The 16,214-nt window shown below is 35.1% G+C and carries 13 protein-coding genes; 8 read left to right on the top strand and 5 right to left on the bottom strand.

Features of this window, described 5'->3' with window-relative positions; genetic code table 11:
- Positions 1 to 349 precede the first annotated feature (349 nt).
- The 6 genes from BUE84_RS13370 (at position 350) to katG (ending at position 6,211) form a co-directional block, all read left to right on the top strand.
- Positions 350 to 1,261, top strand: coding sequence for a hypothetical protein (locus BUE84_RS13370; protein WP_079242047.1), 912 nt, complete (start codon positions 350 to 352; stop codon positions 1,259 to 1,261).
- A 111-nt stretch (positions 1,262 to 1,372) separates the two neighbouring features.
- A complete protein-coding gene (locus tag BUE84_RS13365) occupies positions 1,373 to 1,843 on the top strand; it encodes a hypothetical protein (RefSeq protein WP_079242046.1) in 471 nt (156 codons plus the stop codon).
- Positions 1,844 to 1,874: 31 nt separating this feature from the next.
- The gene (locus BUE84_RS13360; RefSeq protein WP_079242045.1) at positions 1,875 to 2,294 is read left to right on the top strand and encodes a transposase; all 420 of its coding nucleotides are present in this window, start codon (positions 1,875 to 1,877) and stop codon (positions 2,292 to 2,294) included.
- Complete coding sequence (locus BUE84_RS13355) at positions 2,270 to 2,602, top strand: transposase (protein WP_079242044.1); 333 nt, start codon at positions 2,270 to 2,272, stop codon at positions 2,600 to 2,602. The genes BUE84_RS13360 and BUE84_RS13355 overlap by 25 nt, the downstream gene beginning before the upstream one ends.
- A gap of 425 nt (positions 2,603 to 3,027) precedes the next feature.
- On the top strand, positions 3,028 to 3,834 hold the full coding sequence (locus BUE84_RS13350) for a hypothetical protein (protein WP_079242043.1): 807 nt from the start codon (positions 3,028 to 3,030) through the stop codon (positions 3,832 to 3,834).
- A gap of 94 nt (positions 3,835 to 3,928) precedes the next feature.
- Positions 3,929 to 6,211 (top strand): catalase/peroxidase HPI, encoded by a 2,283-nt coding sequence (gene katG, locus BUE84_RS13345; RefSeq protein ID WP_079242042.1) that lies wholly within the window; start codon positions 3,929 to 3,931, stop codon positions 6,209 to 6,211.
- Positions 6,212 to 6,603: 392 nt separating this feature from the next.
- On the opposite strand, the gene BUE84_RS13340 is transcribed toward katG, so the two are convergent.
- Both BUE84_RS13340 and BUE84_RS13335 read right to left on the bottom strand, forming a co-directional pair.
- Positions 6,604 to 7,089 (bottom strand): hypothetical protein, encoded by a 486-nt coding sequence (locus BUE84_RS13340; RefSeq protein ID WP_079242041.1) that lies wholly within the window; start codon positions 7,087 to 7,089, stop codon positions 6,604 to 6,606.
- A gap of 297 nt (positions 7,090 to 7,386) precedes the next feature.
- Positions 7,387 to 9,780: a DEAD/DEAH box helicase gene (locus BUE84_RS13335; RefSeq protein ID WP_079242040.1), complete on the bottom strand. Its 2,394-nt coding sequence runs from the start codon at positions 9,778 to 9,780 to the stop codon at positions 7,387 to 7,389.
- 853 nt (positions 9,781 to 10,633) lie between these two features.
- Here BUE84_RS13335 and BUE84_RS13325 point away from each other — a divergent pair.
- Both BUE84_RS13325 and BUE84_RS13320 read left to right on the top strand, forming a co-directional pair.
- Positions 10,634 to 12,433: a hypothetical protein gene (locus BUE84_RS13325; protein ID WP_079242038.1), complete on the top strand. Its 1,800-nt coding sequence runs from the start codon at positions 10,634 to 10,636 to the stop codon at positions 12,431 to 12,433.
- A gap of 207 nt (positions 12,434 to 12,640) precedes the next feature.
- Positions 12,641 to 13,210, top strand: coding sequence for a hypothetical protein (locus BUE84_RS13320; RefSeq protein WP_145953247.1), 570 nt, complete (start codon positions 12,641 to 12,643; stop codon positions 13,208 to 13,210).
- Between the two features lie 111 nt (positions 13,211 to 13,321).
- Here BUE84_RS13320 and BUE84_RS13315 read toward each other — a convergent pair whose 3' ends face one another.
- The 3 genes from BUE84_RS13315 to BUE84_RS13305 all read right to left on the bottom strand — a co-directional run bounded on the left by BUE84_RS13315 (position 13,322) and on the right by BUE84_RS13305 (position 16,210).
- Positions 13,322 to 13,780, bottom strand: a complete 459-nt coding sequence (locus BUE84_RS13315) for an organic hydroperoxide resistance protein (protein ID WP_079242036.1) — start codon at positions 13,778 to 13,780, stop codon at positions 13,322 to 13,324.
- Between the two features lie 48 nt (positions 13,781 to 13,828).
- A complete protein-coding gene (locus BUE84_RS13310) occupies positions 13,829 to 15,127 on the bottom strand; it encodes an epoxide hydrolase family protein (RefSeq protein WP_079242035.1) in 1,299 nt (432 codons plus the stop codon).
- A gap of 276 nt (positions 15,128 to 15,403) precedes the next feature.
- Positions 15,404 to 16,210, bottom strand: coding sequence for an SDR family NAD(P)-dependent oxidoreductase (locus BUE84_RS13305; protein ID WP_079242034.1), 807 nt, complete (start codon positions 16,208 to 16,210; stop codon positions 15,404 to 15,406).
- Positions 16,211 to 16,214: the final 4 nt, after the last annotated feature.

Raw genomic sequence — 16,214 nt, 5'->3', positions numbered from 1 at the left:
ATTTATTATATTTAATTATTGTTGTAAATGTAGTAAAAATTAATTACTATTGAAAAAATTAAATGTCATTTATAAACTACATGCTATATTATTAAAAATTACAATAATGATAACATATATTTACAAAAATTATTTTAGGTTTTATTAAGGTTATCAGATATTTGCAACAATAATTTATTACTTGATTTAACAATTTAAGTTAAATATGTTCCCAAACATTTTAATCAAAAATTTCAAGGTTATTTCACACAGAGGAGATAATTTCTCCTTTGTGTTTAAAGAAATAACATGTTTTACTTGATTAAATTATTTTATCTTAAAAAAACAAAGTTGAATAACAGGCAAATGAATGAAAAAAATAAACCTAAATATGATTAAAAACACAAAAGTTAGATCTTTTGCAGCTGTATTATTAGGGCTGTCAACTGGCGTATTTGCGCAAACAGGAAATGTTGGAATTAATACAACGTCTCCTACAAAAACATTGGATATTAATGGACAATTGCGAGTTAGAGACTTGCCAGTTATTCCGGCTGGAACTCCTATGGTTGCTGATGGAAATGGAAATGTAGGGGTGTTTAAGCCTGTAAATCCGAATGATTTTGTTTTGTATAATATTGATAGTAATGTGAGACAAAACACTAGCGCGAACGTGCCCTTAACATCTATATTAAATACGATGCAAACAAATGCGCAGGATGGAGGGACCGGGACTACTATTCAACCTGCTAACTGCTGGGTGGTACCTAATTCGGAAGTTGTATTTAAATTTCCTGCAGGGTCGATAAGGAGAGGAACGGCAACATGGAATACATGGTTTGAAATGAGTTACGGATTTAATTATTCTCAAGTAAATATAGAAGGGGGTACAGGAAGAATCAAAGTGCCACTTTTCTTTCATAGCAGGGCATATGCCAGATTGTATAAAAAAACGGGTACTGCCTGGAATGTTGTTGATGTAGTTACTGTAACAATGCAAACCACTCAGATTTCACCGTATTTGAGTGAAGCTGCCAATAATGATAGCTCAGGAGTTCCATATACAACAACAGCTTCTAATAATGCAAATCTTAGATATTTCTTATCTGCTTTCTATAGTATTGGAGATGGTACAGCTGTTAGTATTGACCCAGATAGTGAATATAAAGTAGAATTGTTATATGGAATTGAAAACCTTTCAACAAGACAAACTCTTACTGATCCACAACTTTTGAAAAACTGGGGAGTACAATCCGTGGGATATAGTTTTTATAAGAATTAGATTTTTAATTACATTTTTGAATGAGCGGAATAGCAATATTCCGCCATTTGAATTCAAGAATGTAAAAAGAGAAAATAAATAAGAATAAACAATTTTAATAATTGGAGGTTAATGAAAATAAATAATAAGAAAAAAGTAAGCAATTATATGACTTTTCAGTTAGTTATATCTACATTGCTTTTTTTGATCATTATTAGTCTTGGGTATTTTGGTTATCATTTATTTTCAGGAATATTTTTCTTAACGGCTTTACTTGTATTGATATATGCTGCATTAAAGAACCGGTTTATATTCGAATATGAGAATTCCGGACAAGTGGTTTCCATTAAAAATTATCAATGGCTTTCAGGTGGAAAAAAAATGCCGGTCTTTGAAATGCCTCAAACAAAAATTATTAGGATAGAAATAAAGGAAAGAATCTTTCGGAAATATTTAATTATTCTTTTTTCAAATTCTTCAGGAAAGATATTGAAAAAAAGTATTGATATTACTTTTTGTAATCAAAGTCAAATAAACCAGCTTTTAGGTGATATTACGAGAAGTTTAACCGCGAAAACACAAGAGCTTACTTCCAAGATATAACAGTTGTTTTTTGAATATAAATATATTTAAAATGGAAAATTTAAAAGATATTCATATCGGAGCTTTGGTATATGAGCGTGTAAATGAACAAGATATTGATATGAGCAGAATATGCAGATTCTTACATTCAACAGAAAAAGAGATTCTGGAAATGTATTCCATGAAATCATTGGATGTGGATGTACTGCTAAAATGGTCAAAATTATTGGAATATGATTTTTTCCGTCTCTATTCCAATCATTTAATATTATATGCTCCAGTTGGCAGCCAGAATAAAAATATAGTAAAATCAAAACTGCCTCAGTTCCGGAAAAGTTTATATACAAAGGAAATTATAGACTATATGTTGGAGCTCCTGGAAAATAAACAGAAAACCCAACTTGAAATCATTAATCATTACGGAATTCCCAAATCAACATTGAATAAATGGATAAGCAAGTACAAACAATAAATACGGGACCTAATTATAAAAGGATTTACCATGATTTCATAGAGTCTAAATGTCCGGATAAAAGGGAATATGTAAAGAAATATTTATCAAAAGATACCATGTCCCTGTCTGATGTTTTAAAGATTAATAATATTATTTTTTTTGATGTATTATCTAAAAGCCAGAAGTTCAAATCTTATGATAAGAAGACCATTTTTGAAATTCTTGATTATCAAAAAACACATAAATTAAATAATAGTCAGCTAGCCAAGCATTTTAAATTAAGCAGAAATACTGTTACAAAATGGAAACGTATCTTTTTAGTATAATCTGCATCTTTTCATCCTAAAGTAATAAGGGTATATATTACTTCGTTTTTTTCTAAGTTTTTAAAGAGTATATCTGATGGGTATACTCTTTTTTTATTCTCATAGTAAAAACAGATTAAGTCTATATAGTGTCGTATTTTATTTACAAGATGTAGTTTTTATCATACATCTGTAGCCATTAATCTCTACATGCTAATTTTGCTTCTATATGATAATTAGTGGAAATTTGAATTAGATTAATGATTAGATATTGTGTAATAGTTAATGTGGTTCTAAAAACTAAAGATGAAATATTTAGAGAGAAATTTTTTCTCTAAATATTTTTTAGTCTAGAAAACAGGAGTAATGATAGAAAGTAAATTTTTACTTAATAACTATTAATCAGGATTTGTGCTTTTAATTTTTCAATTCTAAATATTAAAAATATGCGAAAAGTTTATCTTGTACTACTTTCATTTCTTTATTCTACCGTATCCTATAGCCAGGTTGGGATAAATACGGCTACACCAGCAGGAACGTTTGACGTTGTTGGAAAAGCTACTGACCCGGCAGTTCAGGATGGCTTTTTACCTCCAAGGCTTACTGGTGATCAGTTAAAGGGTAAAGATCTTGCTTACAATATGGCACAAAATGGGATTATGGTATTTGCTACATCTGCTGTAACCACAGTTTCTCCCAAAACCATTAATGTTACTTCTGCAGGATTTTATTATTATGATGCAGTAAATGCAGTATGGGTAGGTCTAAAAGATAATTCAAGTAATTCAGGAACGTCTTTATATGCATCCAAAGATGGAGCCTGGTCATTAGTAAATCTTGGAATTTCAGGTACTAACTGGAATAAGATCGATCTTTCTTCGCAAGATGTGAAGACAGGAACTGCTTCCCTTCTCAATACTGGAGTGTATACAGCAGCTAAAAATGGAATTTATGAAGTGTCATTTGAAACGCAATTGGCTGGAGGTATAGATTTGAGTATTCTGGGAGGTAAAAAAATGGGGATTTTAAAAAATGGAACGATGGTATTTGAGGAAAAAGTATTTGATGCAGTACGGGTTTCCATATTAGGAGTTACCCTTGCTGCGGTTCCCGTAACTTCTACAACTTTGACTGGTCTTATTAAACTTAATGCCGGGGAAACAATTGCTTTTGCTATTGAAACTGGAGGAGTTAATTTAACCTTATTAACCGATGGAAAGGTTTCTGTATCGGTATTTAAAGTATCTGATTAAGACTGTTAATTGGAAAATAGAGTCAATTAGTGCTGAAATATGTTTATAATAATCATATACTTAAGTAGCACATAAAAATAAATAAAAAACGACAATGGAAAAAGATTTGAATGACATCAGTAAATGCCCGTTTCATAACGGAACAATGAAGAAGAGCGTAGCAGGCGGAGGAACCCAGAATTCTGACTGGTGGCCTGATCAGCTTAGAGTAGATCTTCTGCGCCAGCATTCTTCCCTTTCAGATCCTATGGACAAGGATTTCGATTATGCCCAAGCATTTGCAAGCCTTGACCTGGAAGCTGTAAAAAAAGACCTTCATGCATTAATGACAGATTCCCAGGCTTGGTGGCCGGCAGACTTTGGTCATTATGGTCCTCTGTTTATCCGTATGGCCTGGCATAGTGCCGGAACATACCGTGTAGGTGACGGAAGAGGTGGAGCAGGAGCAGGACAACAGCGTTTCGCACCATTAAACAGCTGGCCAGATAACGTAAGTCTTGATAAAGCAAGAAGGTTACTATGGCCTATCAAACAAAAATATGGAAGAAACATTTCATGGGCGGACCTTTTAATTCTTACCGGAAATATTGCTCTTGAGTCAATGGGCTTTAAAACATTCGGATTTGCCGGAGGGCGTGCAGATGTCTGGGAGCCGGATGCTGATATCTATTGGGGATCAGAAAAAACATGGCTGGGAGGTGACCTGCGTTATGCTCACGGCTCAGAAGGAGTTGTAGAAGGACAATCAGCCGTGCTTCCTACCGATGATAATGCGGATGGTGATATTCATTCAAGAAATCTTGAAAATCCATTGGCTGCCGTACAGATGGGACTTATTTATGTAAATCCTGAAGGACCGGACGGAAATCCGGATCCTATTGCTGCCGCTAAAGATATCCGTGATACTTTCGGCCGTATGGCGATGAATGACGAAGAAACCGTAGCTTTGATTGCAGGAGGACATACTTTTGGTAAAACCCATGGAGCAGGTCCTGCAGATCACGTAGGAAAAGAACCTGAAGGAGCTGGAATTGAGCAGCAAGGACTTGGCTGGGCAAGCACTTATAAATCAGGAAGCGGAAGAGATGCTATTTCCAGCGGTCTTGAAGTAACCTGGACAGAAACACCAACGCAATGGAGTAATTATTTCTTTAAAAATCTTTTTGAAAATGAATGGGAATTGACGAAAAGTCCTGCCGGAGCTCACCAATGGGTAGCTAAGGATGGAGCAGATATTATTCCTGACGCATTTGATTCTTCCAAAAAGCATAAACCCACCATGCTTACCACAGACCTTTCGTTGAGACAGGATCCTGTTTACGAAAAAATTTCAAGACATTTTTATGAAAACCCTGATGCGTTTGCCGATGCTTTTTCAAGAGCATGGTTTAAATTAACGCACAGAGATATGGGACCACGTGCCCGTTATTTAGGTCCGGATGTTCCGCAGGAAGAACTGATCTGGCAGGATCCTATTCCGGAAGTGAATCATGAATTGGTTGATGGCAATGATGTAGAAACATTGAAATCAAAAGTATTAAACTCAGGATTAAGCAATGCTGAACTGATCTCTGCAGCCTGGGCTTCTGCTTCTACTTTCAGAGGAAGTGATAAACGTGGTGGCGCCAACGGAGCCAGAATCAGACTGGAGCCTCAAAGAAATTGGGAGGTAAACAATCCTTCACAACTTAATAAAGTATTAAACGTACTGGAAGGCATCCAAAAAGAATTCAACGATTCTCAAAACGGAGATAAAAAAATATCATTGGCAGACTTAATTGTACTAGCAGGAAATGCTGCTGTAGAATCTGCCGCAGGAAATGCTGGTCAGGAGGTAAAAGTTCCTTTTGCTCCGGGAAGAATGGATGCTTCTCAGGAACAGACGGATGTAGAATCTATGGGATACCTTGAGCCTGCAGCGGATGGATTCCGTAATTATCTGAAAAGAAAATACACGGTGTCTACCGAATCTTTATTGATTGATAAAGCACAGCTTTTAACTCTTACTGCCCCAGAATTGACTGTGTTGATAGGAGGAATGCGTGCTTTAGATACGAACTTTGACGGTTCAAAACATGGCGTATTCACCAGCCGTCCTGGAGTTCTTACCAATGATTTCTTTGTGAATCTCCTGGATATGGGAACGCAGTGGAAAGCAATGTCAGACGATAGAGAATTGTACATGGGAACTGACCGCTCAACAGGTCAGCCGAAATGGACAGCAACACGTGCGGATCTTGTTTTCGGATCTAATTCTGAATTGAGAGCCATAGCAGAAGTATACGGAAGTGCTGATGCACAAGGTAAGTTTGTGAAAGACTTTGTCGCAGCATGGACGAAGGTGATGAATCTGGACAGGTTTACTTTGGTTAAGTAATGTATATATTAAAACAGCAGAAATGCTGTTTTTTTGTTTATAATGCATTGCCATATTAACAGTAAGAATAAATTCGATTATATTTTATAAGCTATGAAAAACAATTATTTTTTTATCTGGTACTTCAGATAACGGTATCTGGACAACAGTATAAAATGACTGTCGCTTATATAGAGTCATTACAACCTTCACAGTCCGGATATGAAGCGGCAATGTGTAATGATGGTAATGAGAATACAATTTATCATTCTCTCCATAACCTGAGTACAGCAATACCAGATCAATTGAATTTACTATTTATCATTCAAACTGGAATGGTACAGCATAATAATTAGAAAAAGCATCTGTAAAAACAGATGCTTTTTTATGAGTGAAAAATAGAGCATAAGTCTCTATTTCTTTGCCTGTAGAGACAAGTTATCCATATAAACCGCCTGATGTACTCCATTCAGCATAACTTTCAAACCTAAATGGGAATCTTTTTTCAAAGAAACAGTAAATGTTTTTTTCTCACCTGTTATTTTGGAAGGTTTCGTGATTGAAACATAGGTTTTTACATCAGAAGGGTTGTCCACTGAAAAAAGTTCTAAAGTAGTTTCTCCTCCATTATCAGAAAGATCAAGGGACAGCGTATAGGTTCCGGCTTTAATTTCCGGTGTTACCAGATACATATTTTCTCCAGGATTGCTCATTGAATAGAATATAATTCTTTTATCACTTGCATACAGCATCGCTTTCCCAGCCTGAGCAGTCCAGCATTTATTAATATCTTTCCAGGCATCAAAATTTTCTGCAAGGGCGGTTACGGGTTTACACTGTGCATTTGCTGTTAGAAACCCTCCTAAAACTGCTATTCCCGTAAGTACGATTTTTTTCATGTATTATTTTTATTTATAATGAGTAAAAATAAGCAAAAAAGGTCGTACCGGATGCTATTGTTTTATGATTTAAGTTAGCTTCCACTGATGAATGATGCAGCGAAAATCAAAATGAAATCATAAAACACTGTAAAATAGTTTGATAGAAGGTTGTAGCGCGTTTTGCAGAATTTATGACTTAAAATTAAAATAAGCTTTCCGCTGACAGAAAGCTTATTCAGTTTTAGGTAAAATGTAATTATAAACAAGACTTAAAAATAAAATAATTCTACTCCATCGGTTATGAGTGAGATCATATTAATTTTTTATCTCTTTTCCGCAATTGATAAGTTCAGTGACAAGCTGCCCACTTTGCGCTGCCCAATAATTTTTGTCACACACTACAATTAAATTTCGTTTAGCTCTACTCACAGCAGTATTAACCAGATTAAGACCTTTGGAAATAGGAATTGTAGTATCAACAAACCATTTATCATAAGTGTCAACAATACTTAAAATTACAGTATCCCATTCTCTGCCCTGAGAGCCATGAACAGTGAGGATTTTCAAATCATTTCTTTCTTGTGGTAAAGAATTGTTGAGTAATCTTATTTGTTTTTTATAAGGGGTTAAAATGACAAAGTCCTCCGTTCCATTTTTTTTAAGGCTATGAACAAGTTTGCTTATTTCTGAAACTTCATTCATTGATACTCTTGATTTTGGTCCTTCAGCTTTTTTAGCATTAATATACTGTATCTGGGTTTCACCTTTCGGATTATTGGAGCTAAAGTCGTTTTCATAAACATGTTTAGACAGAATTTGAGCCAGATTATTCCCGAATCTATAGGTCGCATTTAAAGAAGTCTTTGAAATATTTTCAGATTTGAATTCCGAATTGTCCAGGTACTGATTTCTGGAGAAATCCTTTGATTTTGAAAAAAGAGTGTCCAGGAAAATGGCAGACTGAGCCCATAAAAACATATTATAAAACTTGCCATCCCTTTCAATACTGCTATCATTGATTTCACAAACCGGAGGTAATTGCTTGTGATCCCCTAGAAATGAAATGGGCGTTGAATGATTAAACAATGTCAAAGCTTTAATAATATTGGCATAACCTGCTTCATCCAGAAAAATATGCTCAACATTCAACTTTGATTCTGCGTAACGTCCAATATAGCCATCTAAAGTGCATGCAATTATATTGACGGATTTCAAACGCTCTTCAGTAGATGAAATAGCTAGCTTAGCTCTTAAATGCAGATATCTTTCCAATTCAGATTCTATTACAACTGAGCTGTGATTTTTATATTCTGAAAATAGATGCGTGTCAACTTCTAACTTATCTCTTTTTTGAAGGAGTATAGTATCTGCCTTTTTTTTAATTTCTTTTATATTTGTGACGGACAGTTTAGAAAGAACCGACTGAACTTCCGGAAGAAATTTGGTCTGGTCAATCAGATTAGTGATTTTTACAGATACTTTTTTCTGAATCTCAGCTAAATCTCTCTCTTGAACCGTTCTTTTCTTACTGATTTCAGAGAGTTCATATTTCGAATATTCCAGATCTTTATTGAAATCATAAATTCTCTTTCTAATCTCATAAACTTCCTTTTCTGCACGCGTTGGTTTACTGCTGAATGCTTTGATAATCTTATGGGAAATAGAATTTATTTTAACAATATTTTTTTCCAGCTGTTGAGCTTCTTTAATGCTGTTTTCAGAAAGTAACTTAACCTCTATTTCCTTTTTTCTGAATACGATATTCACCTCAGCCAATGAGTCTGTATCTTGTTTTGTACGCTCAGAAAGTTCAATTAAATCATCAAATTCAGGAGTTAAGTTTATAAATCTGTCAATGGCTTGCTGCTGATTTTGAAAATTTAACATTCGCTCCAGAATATCAATTTGTTTATCTATTTCAGCCAGCTTTTTTTGAACCCCTTTTTCTTCACAGACTTCCGGAAATTCCTCAGCAAATTTTTTCGAGGGTGTTCCCAGACGTATAATTTGTTTTCTGTCGATCCCTGCCTTATCAGTCATTTTAATGATCCCTTTTAACACTTGCTCAATCGCATTATTAGTGGGAGCTAAAATGGCAATTGTATCCCCTTTTTTGATATAATGGAGCACTGCATAGGCAAGAACAAATTGGGTTTTCCCTGTACCGGGAGCTCCCCAGATATAAGAAAAGGGAGATGTGAAAATATTTTTTAAAGACTGTTTTTGGTTTTCGGAAGGTTGAAGATTTTTCTCCGGAAAAAAATCAATATTCTGAAAGTCCTCTGAGTATTTTGATGCTCTAGTAGGTAAGGAGAGCTTGCTTCCATTATGTACATACCAGTCTTTTACTCTTTCAACCAGGAACTTCAGATCAGAGACTACTTTAAGGTCATTTTTATGTAGTCCAGTGAAATCCGGGGATATATTGTCAGAAGGCTTAATTAAAAGTATATTTTTATCATTGTCGTATTCAATAATTTTAATTTCTGTGGAATCATAATCTTTACCATTGCGGAAATTCCTGAAAAAAACAGCTTCTGTATCAAAAAGCTTTGCAGACAAACGAAGCTTAATCACGGTATGCCTGCCTGGCAAATATTCTAAATCAAAAACATCAACTTCCTGGATACCTTTATTGTTATTCTGTAGATATTCATAATAGTTTTGGCAACTGTCTATTGCTATTTCTCTTATTTCTTCTGTCGTCATTTATTTGACATTTATAAATATTATTCTGCTATTTGTGGGATAGTGTTTGTAAAATTAACTTGTAATGGGTTTATCTCATTATGGTTTTCCGTAAAAACAAAACTATTGATCTTATTAAAAGTAAGAATACGTATTTTCACTGTATTTATTTAGGTTCTGGAGCTTTTTAAAAGGATTTAAAACAGTTAAAAAAAGAAGAAATGGAAAAAATAATATTCTTTATAAATAATTACGGTGGTAGACATGATAATAACCAAGGTATAAATCATTGAGTCAAGCAGCCACAGTACCATAAGATATGCCCATGGCATTAAAAAAGATTGGGTTGCAGTGATGTATTTCTTTTTTAAGCTATAGAAGGAATTTTTTTTATAATTTTAGCTTATATTTTATAATCTGAATGGAATACATCAATAAAACAAGTACTTTCTTTCTTTTAAAAAGTGTTATTTATGCAGTTGGATTTCTAAGCTTAATAGGGATATCAAGACTTTGGATAGGATCAAATGAAAATTGGAATCAGATGATAGAAAATGAATGTATTCCGGCATTAATAGTCCGAAGTATTTTTTTGGTGGTGGCAGGATTACTATTTATAGGGTTATCATTCATAATAAACAAGATCTACAAGAAAGAGAACCATTTTTCGAAAGAATTGGTTGTTTTACTATTGTTTTCTCTCACGCTGAATGTAATAACGATGTTAGGCATCATCTGACATAAAGCTATATAAAAAAATGTGACTATTAAATAAAGTAAGTTGTACATAGAAAAATTTCCTAAATGTGGTAGGTGTTTAAGCCTTATTGGCGTATAAATTGATACTACAAACTGAATTGAATTTTGATGACTAATGACTAAAACGACTATAACTCTGATTTTCTTTTTAAGTGGTTTTTTCTTTTTAAATGCACAGGAGAAGAAAGATTCACTTTATTATAAAATAGAAGAATTTTCAGATAAAAGAAAAGTTACCAAATTCATTCACCGCTTTATATTCCGTAGAGAGCCGGATTCTACATCCGTTAAGTCCAATACTGAAAAACTTTTGCAAAACACATATAACAAAAAAATTATCAGAAATATCAGGATAGAAACCATTGACCCTTTTGGCTATGGCTCTAAAGACAGCAAGGAAATAGGGAAATGGTATGATTGGATAAAGGATCACCTTCATTCCAGTACGAGAAGATCGACAGTTAATAATTTTTTGCTTTTTGAAGAAGGAGAAGAATATAATGCCCAAAAGCTCTATGAATCTGAACGTTTGCTGAGAGCAATGCCTTTTATAAACAGAGTTAATATCAGTGTTTCAGACAGTACTTCCAGTAAAGATTCTATAGATGTTGTTGTAAAGGTCCTTGATTCCTGGAGCCTGAAACCAAGAATCAGTTATTCCGGAAGTAAAATTGGTTTGGGAGTTACTGAAGAGAATGTACTGGGACTGGGACATACTCTGGACTTCCTTTACAGAAACGATTCTAAAGAAAAGCAGGATTATCTTTTAGGAAGCTATACCACTTATAATCTTTTTGGGACTTATATCAATGCCCAGATTCTTGGGGAAAGGGATTTTTCGAGAAATGAAAGAATTAATTTCAGCCTTAGAAGAGACTTTTTCTCACCTTTAACGAAGTGGGCGGGAGGTTTTACTTTTGAATATTTTTTACGAAAAGTTTTACTTCCTATAGGTACGGATACCACTTTTCCTGAAGTTCAGATCAAAGTATACAGTCAGGATTTATGGGGTGGTTATCAGATTCCGGTTTCCTCTGATCCTAGTGAAAAAATATCCAGTAATATTGCCATTATAGGAAGATTCCAGAATTATCAGTACAAAGACAGCCCTGGAATTGATCAGTATAAATATTTCAGCTCTTACAACAGTTTTCTGATGTCTGTTGGGTTTATTCAGAGAAACTTTTCAGTTCAGAAGAATATTTTCCAGTATGATTTGCCTGAGGATATTGCTTACGGTAATTCTGTAAACGTTATTGCCGGAGGCTTATCAAGAAATAAAGAAGTGAATCCGTATGTGGGGATTTCAGCATCTTACGGCCGTTTTACAAAGTTGGGGTATTTCACTGTAAAAGCACAGTTTGGAAGGTTTTTTAATGAAGATAGCCAGAATAGGGAATCTTTCCGCTTTGACGGAACTTATTTTACCAACCTTATGGACTGGAAATTTGCCAAAGCAAGACATTTTTTCTCTCCAACACTAGCCCTTGGAAATCCGCAGCATAATTACTCTTATAAGGATCGGATAAACCTTTCTTCTGCAGACGAGTTTCCTGTTTATAATGCAGATTATATCGGAACCAAAAAAATAGTGTTAAGATATCAGCTCCAGTTGTTTATTAATAAAACATGGAAGAATTTCCATTTCAGTCCTTATTTAACTACCGCAGTGGGCTGGCTGGGAATGCCCGATGATAAACTATTGAAAACCAAAGCCAATACAAAAATCGGAATAGGTGTTTTAATTAATAATCCCTATCTGGTTTTCAACAGGATTCAGATTTCTTTCATGTATTATCCACGTGTTCCTTTTGATAATAATTCTGTTTTTGATTTTAACAGTAACAGAAATAATCTTTTACCTATGAACAGCTTTGCCACGGATGTTCCTCATTTTGTCAATTTTGGAAATTGATAATAGAAAGTTAACTCTATAATTGACTATCTGTAAATACTTCGTTTTTAAGGCTATATATCAGGATTGTTTTTGATAGGATATTACCCATTTGGGTAATTGACTGGTTGTTATATAATCACAAAATTTGTGATGAAATACATTGTATGCTGTAAAGTATATTCAGATGAAGTTTAAAAAATAATAACAACCCCAAAACTAATCCCTATGAAACCATTGAATTTTCTTTTATTATTGACCACACTTTTTACTTCTGTCGTTATGTATGGACAACCAACTGGTAAAACATTACCTGTACCAAAGCCAATGCCTATAACAGATGCTGAAAAATGGATTGCAATTTCGCCTATTTTGCTCTTCCTGTTAATTACCTGTCTTGTCTTTTTTAAACTAAAAAAAGATAAAGTCTCTTTAAAAGATCTTCTTTTGGATAAAGATGCTAATGTTCAGATAGAGGTAGAAAAAACAAAACAAACAGAAGCTTTTTTAGCCGCTTCTCCTGAAAGTCAGCAGGTCATGAAGGGAGCCGCTGCAACACTTAATAACACTTCAGATTCTAATACCGAAAAACCTAATACAAGTGTAAGTCGTTTTCTTGCGTTTATAAGTGGGTTAGTGTCTGTAGGTCTTGCGTGTGTTCTCACGACATTCGCCATCTGGAACTATTTTGATGTAAGTGATTTTCCCAATCTGAATGATCTCGTTGGTGTTTTACTTACATTGGGAATAGGAGTAGTGCCTTATGCATTCAATAAAATCACTACAGCTGCTAAATAGATAGACTTTTATATCCAGATTGTTTACATCAGGCAGATTTTAATACAATAGAAACCTTCCTTGCTTTTGGCAGGGAAGGTTTTAATCAAAATGTAATCCACATTCTGAAAACTAAACTACTACATCTATTTTTACATTAATATTTCCACGCGTTGCTTTTGAATAAGGACATGTCGCATGAGCTGTTTCCACAACTTTTCTTGCTTCGTCTATTGCAAGTCCCGGTAAAAGTACCTGTAAATGTGCCTGCAGGAAAAATCCATCATCATTGGTGGCCAAATCTACAGAGGTATTGACAGATAAGTCTGGAGGAAGTGTAATTCCAAGCTTTGCAGAGCCTAATTGCATCGCTCCGATAAAACAGGCAGACCATCCTGCTGATAATAGTTGTTCCGGATTTGTTCCGTTTCCCTTGGCTCCGGGAGGAGTCAGTTCTATATCAAGTTTGCCGTCACTGCTTTTTGCTTCTCCGTTACGGCCGCCCGTTACGATGACATTACCAGAATATAATACTTTACTGATATTGACTACAGTTGTATTTTCTACTTCCTGAATGGTATTTAATTCCATATTTTTATTATTTAGATTAAACGATTTTGTTGATTGATCCTATGATTGTTAAAGTTTTTTTCTTAAATCTTTGAAAGCTGCTCTAAGCTCTTCAGTAAATACCTGTGGCTGTTCCCAGGCTGCAAAATGTCCGCCTTTCGAAGCTTTATGATAATAGTATAAGGTAGGGTAGGCCTTCTTTGACCAGCTTTCCGGAGCCTGATAAATTTCGTGAGGAAATACCGAAATAGCTACAGGAACCTTAATGTCTTTTGTTTTCTGTGCCTCTGCACTGAAATTATTCTTGTTATTTTCCCAATAGAAGCGTGAAGAAGACGCTCCGGTATTGGTAAGCCAGTAAAGTGTAATATCATCTAGGATGGCATCACGACCAATTACATTTTCAGGATGAAGATCACTTTCACTCCATTCTGCAATTTTTTCGTAAAGGAATGCTGCTAAAGCTGTTGGAGAATCAGAAAGTAAATAACCTGTTGTCTGTGGTCTTGTTACCATCATTCCTCCATAGGCTGCATTTCTTCCAAAGAATGTACTCATTGCATGATAAGCTTTTGCTTCTGATGCAGAAAGTCCTGATGGGACAGGATCCCCGGCATTGATTGGCTTTACAAGTTCAGCAGGAATAGTAGCCGGCATGGTAAGATGAATTCCTAGAAGGCCTGAAGGAGCCTGTTTGGCTAGAGCATCAGATATTACAGAACCATGATCACCACCTTCAGAAACATATTTTTTGTAGCCAAGCCTTTTCATCAAAACATCCCAGGCAAGGGCAACACGGTCCGGATTCCAGCCCAGTTCAGTTGGTATTTCTGAAAAACCATATCCCGGAATGGCAGGTATAATCACATCAAAGGCATCGCTTGCCTTACCACCGTATTTTACAGGGTCAGTTAAAGGATCTATTGCATTGATAAACTCTAGCGGAGAACCAGGCCAGCCATGAGTAAGAATCACCGGCATTGCATTAGATTCCTTTGAACGAACGTGGATAAACTGAATATCAAGTCCGTCAATATTGGTTACGAATTGTGGAAGAGCATTCAGCTTATTTTCCACTTTTCTCCAGTCGTATCCGTTGCCCCAATAGGTTATGAGTTCTTTTAACTGTTCAAGCCGAATTCCCTGAGAAGCATCTTTCACTGTCTCTTTATCCGGGAAACGGGTTTCGGAAATACGTTTTTTAAGATCATCCAGTTGAGATTGCGGAATACTGATGTGAAAAGGACGGATACTTGTGTCATTTTTTGATGATAGAGTAGTGGTCTTGTTGTTTTGTGCTTTAGAAATAGCAGGTGTACTTAAAGTAAAAGTTACTGCTAAAAGGATGGTTGAAATTGTTGTTTTCATTGCTTTATTGTATTAGATTGTAGATCTGTTTTTCTTTTTGATGAGACAAAATTATGCTCCTGGAAACCCTTGAGAAATGAGTAATTTGTTCAAGTAGTCATATTTCACAGCGAAATAGACATTGCAGGAGGTGAACAGGAAAACAGTATCAATATGAAGCAGATGGAAGTAACGCTAAGAAAAGTGAGTGAGTTGTTGATCTCAAAAAAGGATAAAAAATAAGCTCCGTTCTTCTATAAAACGGAGCTTATTTTGTGAAAACACTCTTTTTCGATGTTATCCGTGAGCTTCTACAGATACATCATTCCATTCTTCCCATACTTTTAAACGTTGCTCGTAATTTTGTTTTACAAAAGGAAGTGCTACTTTTCCAAGCAATAAGCGCAATGGAGGATTTTCAGTTTCTGCTAACTTTATCAGTGCCGGAGCTGTAGCTTCTACATCTCCAAAAGAAGTTTCAGATTCTGAGAAAGCCTTTTTAACACCATCGTAAACCGGATTGCTTTGCGTATTAATTCCTGTATGCCAGATATTGGAAGCATAGCCATTAGGTTCTACCAACGTTACTTTGATTCCAAAGCCTTTTACTTCCGTTGCTAAAGTTTCACTTAAGCCTTCCAGTGCAAACTTAGACGCATTGTAAAGTCCCATGGTTGGTAAAGTAGCCAATCCTAAAATAGAAGAAACCTGAATGATATGACCACTTTTCTGATCTCTCATGATGGGAAGTACCGCCTGTGTAAGCCATAAAGTTCCAAAGAAATTCGTTTCAAACTGTGCTCTTGCTTCCTGTTCGTTGGTTTCTTCCACTGCACCCGTTAATGCATATCCGGCATTATTGATCAGAATATCAATGCTGCCGAAGTATTGATGAACTTTCTGAACTACTGTTAATGATTCCTCTCTTTTATCTACATCTAAGGTTAAAGGCAATACGGAATCTCCATATTTTTCTTTTAAATCATTAAGTGTTTCTACATTTCTGGCTGTTGCTGCCACTTTGTATCCTTTTGCTAAAAAAGCTTCTGCCCATGCTTTTCCAAAACCTTTTGATGCTCCTGTAATTAAAACTGTTTTTGACATTGTT

Origin of the sequence: Chryseobacterium indologenes (assembly GCF_002025665.1) — a bacterium.
GTDB classification, from domain to species: domain Bacteria; phylum Bacteroidota; class Bacteroidia; order Flavobacteriales; family Weeksellaceae; genus Chryseobacterium; species Chryseobacterium metallicongregator.
The sequence above is the reverse complement of the archived record's forward strand: the minus strand, read 5'-3'. Positions and strand labels throughout refer to the sequence as shown.

Excerpts from the sequence above, each read along its gene's own strand:
- BUE84_RS13370 (WP_079242047.1), top strand. The coding sequence starts at position 350 with ATGAAAAAAATAAACCTAAATATGATTAAAAACACAAAAGTTAGATCT.
- BUE84_RS13365 (WP_079242046.1), top strand. The coding sequence starts at position 1,373 with ATGAAAATAAATAATAAGAAAAAAGTAAGCAATTATATGACTTTTCAG.
- BUE84_RS13360 (WP_079242045.1), top strand. The coding sequence starts at position 1,875 with ATGGAAAATTTAAAAGATATTCATATCGGAGCTTTGGTATATGAGCGT.
- BUE84_RS13355 (WP_079242044.1), top strand. The coding sequence starts at position 2,270 with ATGGATAAGCAAGTACAAACAATAAATACGGGACCTAATTATAAAAGG.
- BUE84_RS13350 (WP_079242043.1), top strand. The coding sequence starts at position 3,028 with ATGCGAAAAGTTTATCTTGTACTACTTTCATTTCTTTATTCTACCGTA.
- katG (WP_079242042.1), top strand. The coding sequence starts at position 3,929 with ATGGAAAAAGATTTGAATGACATCAGTAAATGCCCGTTTCATAACGGA.
- BUE84_RS13340 (WP_079242041.1), bottom strand. The coding sequence starts at position 7,089 with ATGAAAAAAATCGTACTTACGGGAATAGCAGTTTTAGGAGGGTTTCTA.
- BUE84_RS13335 (WP_079242040.1), bottom strand. The coding sequence starts at position 9,780 with ATGACGACAGAAGAAATAAGAGAAATAGCAATAGACAGTTGCCAAAAC.
- BUE84_RS13325 (WP_079242038.1), top strand. The coding sequence starts at position 10,634 with ATGACTAAAACGACTATAACTCTGATTTTCTTTTTAAGTGGTTTTTTC.
- BUE84_RS13320 (WP_145953247.1), top strand. The coding sequence starts at position 12,641 with ATGAAACCATTGAATTTTCTTTTATTATTGACCACACTTTTTACTTCT.
- BUE84_RS13315 (WP_079242036.1), bottom strand. The coding sequence starts at position 13,780 with ATGGAATTAAATACCATTCAGGAAGTAGAAAATACAACTGTAGTCAAT.
- BUE84_RS13310 (WP_079242035.1), bottom strand. The coding sequence starts at position 15,127 with ATGAAAACAACAATTTCAACCATCCTTTTAGCAGTAACTTTTACTTTA.
- BUE84_RS13305 (WP_079242034.1), bottom strand. The coding sequence starts at position 16,210 with ATGTCAAAAACAGTTTTAATTACAGGAGCATCAAAAGGTTTTGGAAAA.